Raw genomic sequence first — 14,638 nt, 5'->3', positions numbered from 1 at the left:
ACGGGTCCGGGCCCCGTGCCCGTTCTCGCCGGGCCGGCAGACCCGGCAGTCACCACCTCTCTCGAAGGACGATGAACGACGATGCATCGGTACAGGTCCCACACCTGCGGCCAGCTCCGCGCCTCTGACGTCGGCACCGACGTCCGGCTGAGCGGCTGGCTGCACAATCGGCGCGACCTGGGCGGCATCCTCTTCATCGATCTGCGCGACCACTACGGCATCACGCAGCTCGTCGCCCGCCCCGGCACCCCCGCGTACGAGGCCCTGGACAAGCTCTCCAAGGAGTCCACGGTCCGCGTCGACGGCCGCGTTGTTTCACGTGGAACCGAGAACATCAACGCCGACCTGCCCACCGGCGAGGTCGAGGTCGAGGTGGGCGAGGTCGAGCTGCTCGGCGCGGCGGCCCCGCTGCCGTTCACGATCAACACCGAGGACGGGGTCAACGAGGAGCGGCGTCTGGAGTACCGCTTCCTGGACCTGCGCCGCGAGCGCATGCACCGCAACATCATGCTGCGCACGGCCGTGATCTCCGCCATCCGCCACAAGATGGTCGCCCTCGGCTTCAACGAGATGGCCACCCCGATCCTCACCGCGACCTCCCCCGAGGGCGCCCGTGACTTCGTGGTCCCCTCCCGCCTGAACGCGGGCAAGTTCTACGCCCTGCCGCAGGCCCCGCAGCAGTTCAAGCAGCTGCTGATGATCTCCGGCTTCGACCGCTACTTCCAGATCGCGCCCTGCTTCCGCGACGAGGACGCCCGCGCCGACCGCTCGCCGGGCGAGTTCTACCAGCTCGACGTCGAGATGAGCTTCGTCGAGCAGGAGGACGTCTTCCGCCCGATCGAGCAGCTGATGACCGAGCTCTTCGAGGAGTTCGGCAACGGCCGGCACGTGACGTCCCCGTTCCCGCGGATCCCGTTCCGCGAGGCGATGCTGAAGTACGGCTCCGACAAGCCGGACCTCCGGGCCCAGCTGGAGCTCGTCGACATCACCGACATCTTCGAGGGCTCGGAGTTCAAGGCCTTCGCCGGCAAGCACGTGCGCGCGCTGCCGGTCCCGGCCGTCCAGGACCAGCCCCGCAAGTTCTTCGACCAGCTCGGCGACTACGCCGTCTCGCAGGGCGCCAAGGGCCTGGCCTGGGTGCGCGTCGGCGAGGACGGCTCGCTGACCGGTCCGATCGCCAAGTTCCTCACCGAGGACAACGTCGCCGAGCTCACCAAGCGGCTCCAGCTGGCCGCCGGGCACGCGGTGTTCTTCGGCGCCGGCGAGTTCGACGAGGTCTCCAAGATCATGGGCGCGGTGCGGGTCGAGGCCGCCAAGCGCGCCGGGCACTTCGAGGAGAACGTCTTCCGGTTCTGCTGGATCGTCGACTTCCCGATGTTCGAGAAGGACGAGGAGACCGGGAAGATCGACTTCTCGCACAACCCGTTCTCGATGCCCCAGGGCGGCATGGCGGCCCTGGAGACCCAGGACCCGCTGGACATCCTCGCCTGGCAGTACGACATCGTCTGCAACGGCGTCGAGCTGTCCTCCGGCGCCATCCGGAACCACGAGCCCGACATCATGCTCAAGGCCTTCGGCATCGCGGGCTACGACGAGGAGACCGTCGAGCGCGAGTTCGCCGGCATGCTCCGAGCCTTCCGCTTCGGCGCCCCGCCGCACGGCGGCATCGCCCCGGGCGTGGACCGCATCGTCATGCTCCTCGCCGACGAGCCGAACATCCGCGAGACCATCGCCTTCCCGCTCAACGGCAACGCCCAGGACCTGATGATGGGCGCCCCGACCGAGCTGGACGAGACCCGCCTGCGCGAGCTGCACCTTTCGATCCGGAAGCCGCAGCCGAAGTAAGCCGCATTATGGAGGAGGGCCGGAAATCGCCGTAGATTTCCGGCCCTCTTCTTTTGTGCCCGCCGGTGTCCTCAGATTTCTTGGTCTGCCACAGGTCATTCCCATCGCCCGGACAGTGTTCTTACCTAGCGTCCCGGTCATGACGGGAACACAGAAGCCGGCACACAAACGGGATCTCACGCGGCGCAAGGTGGTCGTGGCGGGCGGCGCGGCCGTGGCGGTCGCGGGCGTCGGCGGCACCCTCGCCGCCAGCGCCTTCGCGGACGAGACGACGACGACCGCCACCGCGACCGGCAGCGCGGCGGAGACCTGCTACAAGCTGACCTCGGAGACCACCGAGGGTCCCTACTACATCGACGCGGACAAGATCCGCCGGGACATCACCGAGGACAAGGAGGGCATCCCGCTCACCCTGAGCCTGCGGGTGATCGACTCCGAGACCTGCCGCCCGGTGCGCAACGCGGCGGTGGACATCTGGCACTGCGACGCCCTCGGCATCTACTCGGGCTACGAGAGCCTGTCCACGGGCGGCGGCTCGGCCCCCTCGGACGCCCCCTCCGGCACCCCCACGGACACCCCCACCGGTGAACCCCCGTCCGGCGCGCCCTCCGGCGGCACCGGCGGTGGCGGCCAGCACGAGGACCCCACCAGCGACACCCGCTACCTGCGCGGCACCTGGAAGACCGACCAGCACGGCCGGGTGAGCTTCAAGACCGTCTTCCCCGGCTGGTACCGGGGCCGCTGCGTGCACATCCACGTCAAGGTGCACGTCGACGGCAAGTGGACGGACGCCGGCTACGAGGGCGGGCACACCTGCCACACCGGTCAGTTCTTCTTCGCGGAGGAGGCGGTCATCGCCTCGGCCGCCGTCACGCCGTACTCCACCAGCACCACCGAGCGCACCACGCTCACCGAGGACACGATCTACGACCAGTCCGGCACCCAGGGCGGTCTCCTCAAGCTGGAATACCACAAGAAGGACATCGCGAAGGGCGTCCGCGCGTCCCTCACGGTCGGCGTCGAGCCCGACGCGACGCACGACGGCACGGACGACTCGGTCCAGCCGGGCGCCTCCGCGTCGGCCACGTCCGGCTGACCCACCGCTCCCGGCTCACGGAAAGGCGCCGTACTCGGTTACGGCGGTTACGGCGCCTTTTCCGCTGCTTTTCGGAGACATGTCCGACGGGGCGGGCGGTGGTTTCCGGCCGTAATTCCCCGTGCTGGAAAAAGAGCACCTCTTTCTCAGCTCGTTCCCAGCTTTCCTACCTAGCTTCCAGCCGCATGACAGACAACGAACAGCTCGATGAGCGGCGTCCGGACGACCCGACCCGCCGCAAGGTCGTCGTCGTGGGCGCGGGCACGGTCGCGGCCGTGGGTCTGGGCGGGGCGTTCGCCGTGAACGCCGCCGCCGGGGAGAGAAAGGGCCCGGGGCACGGGCCCCGGCCGGAACCGCCGGCGGACTGCTACCAGCTGACCTCGGAGACCACCGAGGGTCCCTACTACATCGACGCGGACAAGATCCGCCAGGACATCACCGAGGACCGGACGGGCATCCCGCTGACCCTCGCGCTGCGGGTGATCGACACCGAGACCTGCCGCCCGGTGCGCAACGCGGCGGTGGACATCTGGCACTGCGACGCGATCGGCTACTACTCGGGCTACGAGGCGTCCAGCGGAGGCGGCGGCGGTGGCGGACCCGCGCCGACCGGCTCCCCGACCGGTACGCCCACGGACGCCCCGACCGGACCCCCGCCCGGCGGTGGCGGCGGCCACCAGGACCCCACCGACGACAAGCGCTACCTGCGCGGCACCTGGCGCACCGACCGGCACGGCCATGTCACCTTCAAGACCGTCTTCCCGGGCTGGTACCGGGGCCGCTGCGTGCACGTCCACGTCAAGGTGCACGTGGACGGCGAGTGGACGGACGCGGGGTACGAGGGCGGCCACACCTGCCACACCGGCCAGTTCTTCTTCGACGAGGAGTCGGTCATCGCGACCACCACCCTCGACCCGTACGTCACCAACACCACCGAGCGCACCACGCTCACCGAGGACACGATCTACGACCAGTCCGGCACCCAGGGCGGTCTCCTCAAGCTCCGCTACCGCAAGGACGACATCGCCAAGGGCGTCCTGGGCTCCATCACCATGACCGTGGACTCCGACGCCACCAACGACGGCGAGGACGGCGGCGGCCCGGCCCCGTCCACCTCGGCCTCACCGTCGGCCTCGGCGAGCTGATCCCCGGGGGACGGCCGGTGCGTCAGGTGTCGTACCGGCCGTCCCAGGGCTCGCCGAAGCCCAGGTGGTCCGGGTAGAGCTCGGCCCATCCCCCGTCCTCGTCCTCCTTCGCCACCAGCCCGAAGAACACACCGTCCACGGTGAGCTGGAACGGGCGGATCGCTATGTCCGTGTACGTCCGCCGGGGCAGGCTGCGCAGCATGCCCGCCAGGTGTGCGCGGGCCCGTGCCAGCACCGAACCGGTGCCCTCCGGGTCGAGTTGCTGCTCGGCCCAGCTGCCCGCGCACCAGATCTGCGAGTCGCGGTAGCGGCCCTCGGCGTCGAAGAGATGGAGCACCGCGTAGAGCCGTTTCTGCTCCTCCCAGCCCTCGTCGAGCCGGAACCCCTCGGGGAACGCGTAGGTGACCGACGCCAGGAACTGACCGCCGGTGTAGTGACCGATGGCCTCGGTACGGCCGTGGGGCTCGTAGGCGATCGGGATGAGCTCAGGGGGTGCCATGGCGAAACCATACGGATGTGTCGTGGGCATGGAGGAATCGGGGGCGGCTCGGTGCCTCCGGTCTGTCCGGCAGGAACGGCTGCCCGGGTCAACTTTCGCCGCCCGCCCGCGAGACGGACACCGTACGGCGGAAAAATTCACGGCAACCTTTCGGATCTCCACAACCACAGAGGAGTGAAGCCCGCCCCCGGCGGGCCGTCCCCAGCACTTCGGAAGTACGTAAGGACTCCCCCGTGGCCTCTGCCTCTCACCGTCGGTCCCTTCGCAAGCGTCGTGCCCTCGTCGTCTCCGCTGCCGTGGTGGCGGCGGGGGTCGGGGCCGGGGCGCTCGTGCTGAGCGCGAACGCGTCCGGTACCGACCTCTATCACCAGACGCTCGCCGCGAAGGACGGCTGGGCGTCGTCCGGTTCCGGTACGACCGGGGGTGCGAAGGCCGACTCCGCGCACACCTTCACGGTGTCCACCCGCGCCCAGCTGGTGAAGGCGCTGGGGTCGGCGAGCGACACCGCTGCGCGCATCATCAAGGTCAAGGGCACCATCGACGCCAACACCGACGACAGCGGCAAGAAGCTGACCTGCGCGGACTACGCGGCGGGCACGGGCTACTCGCTCACCTCGTACCTGAAGGCCTTCGACCCGTCGACGTACGGCCGTTCCAAGCTGCCCTCCGGCACCCAGGAGTCGGCCCGGGCCGCCGCGCAGAAGAAGCAGGCGGCGAACGTCGTCTTCAAGGTGCCGGCCAACACGACGATCGTCGGTGTCCCCGGCACCAAGGCCGGGATCACCGGCGGCATGCTGCAGATCCAGAAGGTCGACAACGTCATCGTGCGCAACCTGACGTTCTCCGACACCGAGGACTGCTTCCCGCAGTGGGACCCGACCGACGGCGACAGCGGCAACTGGAACTCCGAGTACGACTCGGTCACCCTGCGCGGCGCCACGCACGTCTGGGCCGACCACAACACGTTCAGCGACGCCGGGCACTTCGACAGCGCCAACCCCAAGTACTACGGCCGCGAGTACCAGGTCCACGACGGCGAACTCGACATCACCAAGAGCTCGGACCTGGTGACCGTCGAGCAGAACCGGTTCACCAGCCACGACAAGACGATGCTGATCGGCAGCAGCGACAGCGAGCCCGGCGGCAAGCTGCGCGTCACCCTGCACCACAACGTCTGGAAGGGCATCGTCCAGCGCGCCCCGCTCACCCGCGTCGGCCAGGTGCACCTCTACAACAACGTCTACGACGTGACGCCGCTGAACGGCTACAGCCTCCAGTACAGCATCAACTCCCGCGCCAAGGCCCAGGTCGTGGCGCAGAACAACTACTGGACCGTGCCCGCCTCCATCAAGGTCTCCAAGCTCCTCAGCGGCGACGGCACCGGCTCGGTCGCCGGCAGCGGCAACCTCGTCAACGGCACGACGACCGACCTCGTCGCCGCCTACAACGCCGCGAACTCCAAGAAGATCAAGACGACGGTGAACTGGAGCCCGACCCTGACCGCGGGCCTGGAGTCCAGCGCGAAGAACCTGCCGGCGGAGCTGGCGAAGACGGCGGGGGCGGGGGTGCTGACCGCGAGCTGAGCGGACTGTCGACCGGGGGCAGCGGTGACTCGGGCGTACGCTCTTCCCCCGGTCCGCAATTGCAAGGAGCCGTGTGCTCCAGGGCGATTCACGCGGGCCGCATTATCTGGTTCTCGGGGACCAGAAGCCATCGGAAATGGTCCACGAGGGATTCCACCACGTGTGGATCACGGAGCACCACACCGAGTTCGATGTTGTCGGACAAGGCCCGGTCGGTCAGGTTGGCGCTCCCCAGAAGCGCCGTGTGCCGGTCGGCGGCGATCAGCTTCGCGTGCAGGACACCGGCGGTCCCGGTCCGATGCCAGATGTGGACATGGTCGGGAAGCGCGGCGAACGCCGTCGAGGCCTGAGTGGACTCTTCGAGCAGCAGGTCCACGCGCACCCCTCGGTCGACCGCTCGCTCAATTTCTGCGACGACGTTCCGAGCACCGTGCGCGGCGAAGCTGGCGATCAGCAGTGAGGTACGTGCCGAGCGGATGACCTCGACGGCGACGCCACTCGTCAGTCGTGCCGGTGTGGACGCACTCATCGGTCCGCTCACAGCGACCTGTGCGGGCCTGGGCCGGGGGAACGACCGGGCAGTGGCAAGAGCGAGGGCTATGCCCTGCCCGGTCATGAGCGGTGCCTCGGCGCTCCAGGCGCGCATGATCTCCGAGAGCTGTGGAGCCAAGCCGGCTGCGGGCTGATCTGCTATGAAGCGGCTCAGCAAGGGGTCCTGGGGATTGGCGGTCGCAGCGAGAACTTGCTCCACGATAGTGAGACGGTCCTCAGGCAGCCGATCGCACAGTGCGGCCAGAAGCCGGGGCAGGCGGTTCGCGAGGGCGGAACTCCGGGCTGCGGGCAGGTCCGCCGTATGGGAGGACTTCTTCTCCAGTCCGCCCGGCCCTCCTCTGTCTCCGTCTGGCCGGTTCACGGCCGGAACGCGCACTTGTCCTCGGCCAGCGTCTCCACCAGCAGGGCCCGGTCCAGGTAGTGGTTGCCCCGCTCGCAGGAGGTCTCCGCGGCGAACAGGCACGCATGGCAGGCCGCGCCGTGCAGCCGGGCGTGGATGCGTGGATCGTGCTCGGCACACATCGGGTCGGAGCTGCACAGCCGGGCTTCCTCAAGGGCCTGGGCGATGGCAGGTCCCAGTCGGTCGCCACGGCCGAGCGAGACCAGTCCGCCCAGAGTTCCCTCGCTGTCGGGGGCAGCGGTGTAGAGCAGGATTCCAGACATGGGGTCGGGACCGGACCGGGCGTAGATACGCTCCGCTATGCCCGAGGCGCCATAGCCGCATTCCAGGGCGAACTGACGGATGAGCACGTGGGCCAGGGTGTGCAGCAGCACGTACCGGATCCCGGGCCAGCGGGGCTCCACGCCACGGGCCATGCACCAGTCCCGGTGCGCGGACTTCAGTTTCTGCTCGCGGGCGATTACCGCTTCCCGGCTTTCCCACTCGGAGAGCTGCCGCTCCTTCAGAGCCAGGAACACGCCTTCGCCGCGTAGTTCGGCACACGGAACCCATGTCGGGTCGTTTCGGCTGAGAGGTGCCCCCGAGAGGGTTCGTACCTCTTCGTCCGGCAGCCACTCGGGTGCCTCGATCCGTGTGAAGCCGGTGAGCGCCGACACCTCGCGCAGCCGGTGGACCAGGACGACGCTGTCGAGCCATTCGGCAGTGCCGTCGGGTACACGTCGCTCACGTACGGTCGTGAAGTCCGGCAGTGTGTGGTCACGAGGATGTGTGAAGGCCCGCCACTCCGGGGTGATGAGGTCGAACTCCTCGTCCTCGTCGTGCTGTTCACCCGCTGCCGTCTGAGCCTCCCTGACGACTGCCGCCCAGACCGCCTCCGCCCCGTACTGCTCCAACTCGGGCCAGCACGCCTGTGTGGGAAGCAGCATCTTCGCCGCGTCGGCGGGTACGGCGGCCAGCGGAGACAGCAGGCTCCAGTGCTCCTTGACTGCCTGAGCGAGCGGCTCTTCAGCTCGCGGGATGCTGAACACCTTCAGTTGTGATGCGAACCAGCTGTTGGTGGCGCCCAGCACCATGGCGCGTGCGTGCTCCCTGCATCCGTTCGGTGCGAAGGTACCGAGATGCGGGTGATGGCCGCGGCAGGCCGGCAGGTTCCGCTCCCCGGCCTGGCCGATGGCGTCCGCCATGGATCGGACAACCCCGCACGTGCAGCGCACGTAGACATTGGCCGCTTCGCCCGTGGTGCCCGACTCGGTCAGGCTCAGGGTGGGGTTCGCGCACGGCGTACCGCCGCTGTGTACGAAGTAGACCCAGGGGAAGTCGTCCATGTGCCCGTCTTTACAGGCGACCAGGAACCGGGCGGGCAGTGCGGTCGGCTGACCCTTGCCGGGGCCACCGCAGTTGGTGTGGACGTACTTGGTCTTCTCCGGGCGATACAGGTTCGGTCGCAGCTGGAACAGACCGCTGGAGGCGGGGGCCAGTTGGTTGCATCGCTCGCGTGAGCAGCGCAGCCAGCGCGGGAACAAGCCGACCGGTACGCCTGTCCTCGTCCAGTCCCCGTACGGGTCCGCGGGGTTCTCCGGCAGGTGGGGTGGGGTGCGCAGCGCGGTGACCTGGCCGCCGAGGCGTCGGCGCACGGCTGCCAGGAGGCGGTCCTCGGTCAGGACGCGGGCGCGGACCGGGTCCCACTCGTCGAGTCCCATGACCATGGTGGACAGGTTCGGCAGGTCGGTGACGGCGCCGATGCCGTAGGTGTGCAGGAGCTGACTGGGCCGCAGTTCGCCCACGCGCAGTGCGTCGGTGGTGGGGCTGCTCATGTCCTCTCCCAGGGATCTTCGTCTGTGGCCGGGGCGCTGTCGTCGTCCTGCGGGCGTGGAACGTAGGGCGGCTCGTCGGCGGGGTCGGGCCCTGTCGTCCCCGAGAAAATCAGCCTGATCGGTGGCTCGACCTCCCGCAGGGATGTCGGACAGGTCATCAGCCGCCAGGGTCCGCTGTCCGGCTCCAGCAGCAGGGGGGCGACATCGCCTTGGCGCCGGGCCGCGCGGTAGCCGAGGACGGCTCCGGGGGCCCTGCGCTTCTGTTCCCAGTAGTCGAGGCGGGCGTCAAGTCGGGTACGTACCTCGTCGACGGCGTGCCGGTCGTCAAGGACATCGCGGGCGCGCAGCTCAAGAGAGCGCACCGCGTGACTGACGACCTCACCGCGGCGGTCCACCCACTGGGCACCGCGGTTGGGGTTGTAGTCCGGCTTGAGGTTGCGTACCAGAGATGCCAGGACCCCGGTCAAGCCTCTGTCCACCGCACGGTCCGCGAACGGTGTGACCGACAGTGCTTCGACGTGCTGGTAGATGGTGGCGTGGAAGGACTCGAAGGTCTCGTAGTGCGAAAGGTCCCGCGGACGGGCCCAGTTGAGAACGGTGAAGACCAGGCCGGGCGCGCGGCGGCCGACGCGGCTGGTGGCCTGGATGTACTCGGCGGTCGATTTGGGCTGGTTGTTGACCACCATGACGCCCAGCCGGGAGACGTCCACACCGACGGCGATCATGTTCGTGGCGAGCAGGACGTCGATGGGCCGGGGCGATCCCTTGGGCCGGCGGCCGAAGGTGATGTCGAGCTTGGCCAGGATGTCGGGGATGGCATCGGAGGCCATTCGGCTGGTCAGCTCGGCGGGTTCGCCGATCCGCCGTGCCGCGAGACCCCGGCGGTCCGCCCGGACCAGCCTCGCCGACACGTCGTCCTCCACGAGCCGTCGCATACCGCCCAGGTCGCGCAGGCTGTTGAAGTAGCCGACGAGCGTCATGTAGGGGTCGGTCAGCTCGCTCGCCCCGTAGGTCTCGTAGAGGTACTGGGCGGCTGCGAGCTGGGCGACGAACACCCGGATGGCCACGGACTTGGTGCGCACGCCCTGTGCACAGATGCCCACGTACCGGCGACCGGGAGTCTCCTCGGGGTCCCGGCGTCGGGCGAAGAACGTGTCGTCGGCGCTCAGTCCAGGCGGCGGGAAGACCGCTGTTCTGCGCGCGAACAGGTCGTGGATCTGCCGGTTGGCGCGGCGGACGGTGGCTGTGGAGGCGATGACCTTCGGCCGCACGGTCCGGCCGGGCTCGGGTTCCCAGGTGGAGAGCCGGTCCACGGCGGTCTCGTACAGTCCGGTGAGGGAGCCGAGGGGACCGGAGATGAGGTGCAACTCGTCCTGGACGATCAGGTCCGGAGGGCGCACCCGTACCGCATCCACGGTCGAAGCGGCCTCATGGCCGTTGCCCGCCGGGTGGCTGGACGACTCCCAGTCGGAGTCGACCGCGGACGGAGTGACGTATCCGTGCCGGGTGCAGCGGCGGGATACATGGCCGAACAGCGCCTGGGTCTCGCCCTTCCACGGCAGCTGAGCGAACTTGTCGACGGTGGCGATGACGAGGCTGGGCGGGTAGCGGTAGATCTCCTCGTCCACGACGAGGATCGGCAGTCCCTGCTCGCCGGCGGGCAGACCGAAGGCGGCGGCGCCGAACGGGCATTCATAGGCATCGGGGCAGGTGATCAGAGTCCGGCGCAGAGTGGGCTCTACGGCGATGTCACGCCCTGCCTCCATCTTTGCGCCGCACCAGGGACAGCTGGTGAGCTGATGGGGCGAGCCCGTACGGCCGAAGCCGCTGAAGCCCTTGTCCTTCTTGCGTTCCTTGACCCAGTCGTAGGCCTGGTCGGTGGTGTTCGGGGTGACCCGGCCACCCACCCACAGGCCGATACGGAACGGGTTCTGGCCCCAGCGGTCGGGCTCCTCGCGGCGGATCACCTCGCAGGCGCAGATCAGTGCGGCGGCGCGCTGGAACTGCTGGATGGTGAGCAGACGCAGCGTGTACCGCATGATGACGGCGACGCCGTGCTCGGCGTCGAGGCCGCCGAGGTGAGGCTTGCGTCGTCGGATGGCGAGGGTGAACGCAGTCAAGCCGAGGTACGCCTCGGTCTTGCCACCACCGGTGGGGAACCACAGAAGATCGGCCAGCGCGCTTTGGTCGTCGGCCCGCTCGTGGTGGGCAGGATCGGCGATCGAGGGCAGGTTGAGCAGGAGGAAGGCCAGCTGGAAGGGGCGCCAGCTGCGGTTCTCCGGCAGGTCGACCGCCTGGACGGCTTCTTCTAGCGGCATGGTGGGAGAGCGGCGGCGACTGCCCGCGGCGATGGTGTGCACGCGCTGGTGCCACATGGCGCGGTTGGCGAACCGGAAGGCGTCGAGGGCGTCGGGGTCGTCCTGCAGCAGGTCGATGCCGGCCTGGATGCGTTTGGCGGCCACACCGGCGAGACGCATGTTCTCCAGGGCTTCCGCGCGGTAGGCGTCGAGCCCGGCGGCCGGATCGTCGACCGATTGCCTCTGCCGCTCGATCCACGAGCGGTAACCGTCCACGAGCGGCAGCAACGCGGCCCGCAGCGGAGCGATCTCAAGCCTGCTCAGCTCACTCATGTCCAGCACGAGTTCCGCGAGCTCCGGCAGGTCCGAGTCCCGTCGGTCGCGGCGCGGGTCGGGCACGTCCGTATGCGGGATCTCGTACGAAGGTGTGGCCGAGGCGGAAAGGCGCACGGCACGCCTGGGATTCGCCGGATCGGTGTCCGCGTGCACACCGGTGCCGTGACCCACGGCGAACTCGGGGTGGAAGCGGTACGTCATGGCAAGCGAGCGCCGCTCGTCCTGATCGCTTCCGGGCTGCTCGACGGAACGACGCGGCAGGAAGGGAGCGGTGTCCGGGGCGCCCGCCACGCTCATCGTGGCCTGGAACATCCAGTGGGTGGAACCCGGCTTGTTCTCCTGCCCGTTGACGAGGAACAGGGACACCAGCCATGACCCCTCGTGCAGACGGGCCCGGCCTCGCACCGCGATGTTCGGGAAGTCGCGGGCATGCACCGGCTGGGCGGCCAGCTTCCCTTCCACCAGCTTCACGCTGACCGTGCCCGAGCAGGGCACCCGGTGCCACACCCGCTTAGGGTTCCCCTCGATCTCCGATTCCCCGCGCTCGTACCGGGCCCAGGCGCAGTCGACCGTCAGCTCCGGAACCTCTCGCTCCACCCTCAGGGTCAGGCCCAGCGTCGACGGGTGGAGACTCGGCATGGCGGGTGCGGAAGGCTCGGGATCTCCGGCCTCCGACTCCTGCTCGGGTGCCATGCCCGGCTCTTCCAGCGTCTCGGGCTCGACCACCTTGCCGACGGTCCGCAGGGGAGCACCGTCCTCGTCCCGTACACCACCGGGGGCGAGCCGCCCGATGATGTAATGGTCCAAGGGGTTGCCGGCCAGTTCCTCCAGCTCATCCCCCGTGGGCCCCAGGAGATCGCGGACGACAAGCTCGGCGAGTTTGTCGCGCAGCTCCTGTGGAGTGGGCGCGGACAGCACAGTTCCGCCGAGGGCGGGGTCCGGCTCGGAACCTGGACTGGCGAGAGGCTGCTGGGTCACGGGCTCAGAGTAGGCGGGCGCACTGACAGTCGGCACGGACTTCTGTGCGGAATCGGATCAACCGCCCTACCTGCCGCCTGTTCCACGCCGTCCGACGATCTGCTTTCGGCCTGATTCCGATCAGGGCTTTGGCTGAGGGTTTGACCTTCGTTACGGTGCGTTGCCCGAGGGGTACGACACGCGCACGGGGAGCTGTAAGCGCGTTCTCGCGCGGGGGCTCGAAGGGTGAGCGGGGGCAGATGACAGACAGCGCAACCGGCGGCGTTCCACAGCAGCCATCGAGCGGCGGGAACTCTGCGACTCCCGTGCCCCACCAGCTCAACGGCGTTCCGCCGACCGGCCCCCAGCACACGCCGGGTTGGGTGAACGACTCCAAGGGCTTCGGGGACAACGGGCACCGGGGCGCGTTCGGCGAGGAGTTCATCCGCATGCTGGCCACGGCGGCCAACCTCGACGTGACCCGCAAGGAGCGTGACCGGGTCGGCGTGGACTGGCAGCTGGGGTATGCGGGCCGCCGCGGAACCCGCAGATTTCCGGCCATCGAGGCACAGGTCAAGTGCACGTCGTCCCCCGACATCCATGACGACCACATCCGCTACCCGCTCAAGCTGAAGAACTACAACCAGCTCGCCGGCCCGGACTACGAGATGCCCCGCTTCCTGTTCCTCGTCCTGGCCCCGGCCGACCCCTTTGCATGGTCGTACGCGAAAGAGGACCACCTGCGCCTGAGCCATGCCGCCTACTGGTTGTGCCTGCACGATCGCGAGACCCTTCCGCCGGACAACCGGTCGAGCACGGGCACTCGTACGATCCACATCCCGCGTGCCAATCTGCTGACCGTCGACTCCTTGCACGACCTGTTCGCCGAGGACTACCGGGAGCTGGTGGGAGCGTCATGACGGTGATCACGGACGCCGAGTTCGCGGAGGCCGCGACCGTCGCTCCCGCAGTCGTACGCCGTTATCTGAGCGGCAAGGGGTGGAGCGCGGAACGCGATCTGTCCGGCTCCGAGTTGTGGGAGTGGCGTCCCGGGGATGAGCCGGGCCCGCCGTACGAACTGCTGGTACCGGTGCAGCGCCGCCGGGACTACGCCGGCCGGGTCGCAGACATCCTGGAGACCTTGGCCGTGGTCGAGGCGCGGTCCCCCAGTGCCATCCTGCGGGAGATGCTGCTGCCGCCGGTTGACTGGCAGTTCCTGCGCCTCGTACCCCCGGGCCCTTCCGGTACGGCTCCCCTCCTGGACCTGGTCTCGGCGCTGACCGGCCTGAAGGATCTGCACACCGCGGCGGCGTCCTCGGCGCTCAATCCGCTGGCGGTGCAGCCCGCGCAGAAGCCGCAGGTCGTGAAGGACCATGTGGCGGCGGTGCGGCTGGACCAGACCCGCGTCGGCAGTTATGTCGTCGCCGCCCACACCCCGCTCCCCGAGGGCCCGTACGGCGGATACGACCGCAGGGGACAGGGGTCCCTCTTCCACGAGACCGACCTGGTCAGGCGCCGCATGCTGGACCTCCAGCCGTCCGAACCCTTCGCCCGTCGGGTCTCCCGCATGCTGTATGCGGGAGTGACCTGCGCGCAGGCGGCGGCCGAGCAGACGCTCGCCGACGACTCCGTGCCCCACGTCGAGCACATGTCCGGGGCTGGCCTGTCCGCGAATCTCTGTGAGTCGCTGGTGAGGATCGCGGGCGAGGAGTCCCGGGACTTCTCGCTGTCCTTCGCGTGGTCGTCCGAACTGCCGGTCGAGCAGCCCTCGCCACCGGTCGGCTTCAGCCGTCGCCACGCGGTGGCGCTGGACGCGGTGGCGAAGGATCTCCGTGAGCGGTTGGGGCGGGAGGAGGGGGCGGTCCTGCACGGGGTGGTGATGAAACTGCACCGCGATGTGAACCCCCGTGAGGCCACGATCTACGGCTACCTCGTGCACGAGGACACCTCACGGCAGCGCCGCGTCCGGGTGGAGCTTCGCCCGGAGGACCTCGACAAGGCCACCGATGCCTGGCGGCGCGGCCTGGAGGTGTCGGTGACCGGGGACCTGGAGCCGCGTGGCACGGGGGTGCGGATGCGAGGGGTGAGCGTGTTCGTGGTGCAGCCGGAGTAGC

General features: G+C 69.1%; 10 protein-coding genes. 6 read left to right on the top strand and 4 right to left on the bottom strand.

The annotated features are described in order from the left end of the window. The first annotated feature begins 81 nt into the window (after positions 1 to 81). The 3 genes from aspS (at position 82) to AB0D74_RS04465 (ending at position 4,086) form a co-directional block, all read left to right on the top strand. A complete protein-coding gene (gene aspS, locus AB0D74_RS04475) occupies positions 82 to 1,845 on the top strand; it encodes an aspartate--tRNA ligase (RefSeq protein ID WP_362580487.1) in 1,764 nt (587 codons plus the stop codon). A 139-nt stretch (positions 1,846 to 1,984) separates the two neighbouring features. After that, positions 1,985 to 2,941, top strand: a complete 957-nt coding sequence (locus AB0D74_RS04470; protein WP_362580485.1) for an intradiol ring-cleavage dioxygenase — start codon at positions 1,985 to 1,987, stop codon at positions 2,939 to 2,941. A gap of 185 nt (positions 2,942 to 3,126) precedes the next feature. Then, positions 3,127 to 4,086: a dioxygenase gene (locus AB0D74_RS04465; RefSeq protein ID WP_362580483.1), complete on the top strand. Its 960-nt coding sequence runs from the start codon at positions 3,127 to 3,129 to the stop codon at positions 4,084 to 4,086. Positions 4,087 to 4,108: 22 nt separating this feature from the next. Here the strand turns inward: AB0D74_RS04465 and AB0D74_RS04460 are convergent, their stop codons facing one another. Continuing rightward, complete coding sequence (locus AB0D74_RS04460) at positions 4,109 to 4,585, bottom strand: hypothetical protein (protein WP_362580481.1); 477 nt, start codon at positions 4,583 to 4,585, stop codon at positions 4,109 to 4,111. A gap of 233 nt (positions 4,586 to 4,818) precedes the next feature. Between AB0D74_RS04460 and AB0D74_RS04455 the strand changes: the two genes are divergently transcribed. Beyond that, positions 4,819 to 6,168 (top strand): polysaccharide lyase family 1 protein, encoded by a 1,350-nt coding sequence (locus AB0D74_RS04455; RefSeq protein ID WP_362580479.1) that lies wholly within the window; start codon positions 4,819 to 4,821, stop codon positions 6,166 to 6,168. 88 nt (positions 6,169 to 6,256) lie between these two features. Here the strand turns inward: AB0D74_RS04455 and drmC are convergent, their stop codons facing one another. From drmC to drmA, 3 genes are read right to left on the bottom strand one after another with little or no spacing between them, the layout of a single operon-like run. Continuing rightward, positions 6,257 to 7,081, bottom strand: a complete 825-nt coding sequence (drmC, locus tag AB0D74_RS04450; protein ID WP_362580477.1) for a DISARM system phospholipase D-like protein DrmC — start codon at positions 7,079 to 7,081, stop codon at positions 6,257 to 6,259. Continuing rightward, a complete protein-coding gene (locus AB0D74_RS04445) occupies positions 7,078 to 8,934 on the bottom strand; it encodes a DUF1998 domain-containing protein (RefSeq protein ID WP_362580475.1) in 1,857 nt (618 codons plus the stop codon). Before AB0D74_RS04445 ends, drmC begins: the two co-directional genes overlap by 4 nt. Next, entirely contained in the window at positions 8,931 to 12,545 is a 3,615-nt protein-coding gene (gene drmA / locus AB0D74_RS04440; protein WP_362580473.1) for a DISARM system helicase DrmA, read from the bottom strand. The genes AB0D74_RS04445 and drmA overlap by 4 nt, the downstream gene beginning before the upstream one ends. 362 nt (positions 12,546 to 12,907) lie before the next feature. Between drmA and AB0D74_RS04435 the strand changes: the two genes are divergently transcribed. Both AB0D74_RS04435 and AB0D74_RS04430 read left to right on the top strand, forming a co-directional pair. Next, positions 12,908 to 13,444 carry a DUF4365 domain-containing protein gene (locus AB0D74_RS04435; RefSeq protein WP_362580471.1) on the top strand — a complete coding sequence of 179 codons (537 nt, stop codon included), beginning with the start codon at positions 12,908 to 12,910 and terminating at the stop codon, positions 13,442 to 13,444. Beyond that, entirely contained in the window at positions 13,441 to 14,637 is a 1,197-nt protein-coding gene (locus AB0D74_RS04430) for a hypothetical protein (protein WP_362580469.1), read from the top strand. Before AB0D74_RS04435 ends, AB0D74_RS04430 begins: the two co-directional genes overlap by 4 nt. The last annotated feature ends 1 nt before the right edge of the window (position 14,638 follow it).

The sequence above is a fragment of the Streptomyces sp. NPDC048278 genome, assembly GCF_040652195.1.
Classification (GTDB): Bacteria; Actinomycetota; Actinomycetes; order Streptomycetales; family Streptomycetaceae; genus Streptomyces.
The sequence above is the reverse complement of the archived record's forward strand: the minus strand, read 5'-3'. Positions and strand labels throughout refer to the sequence as shown.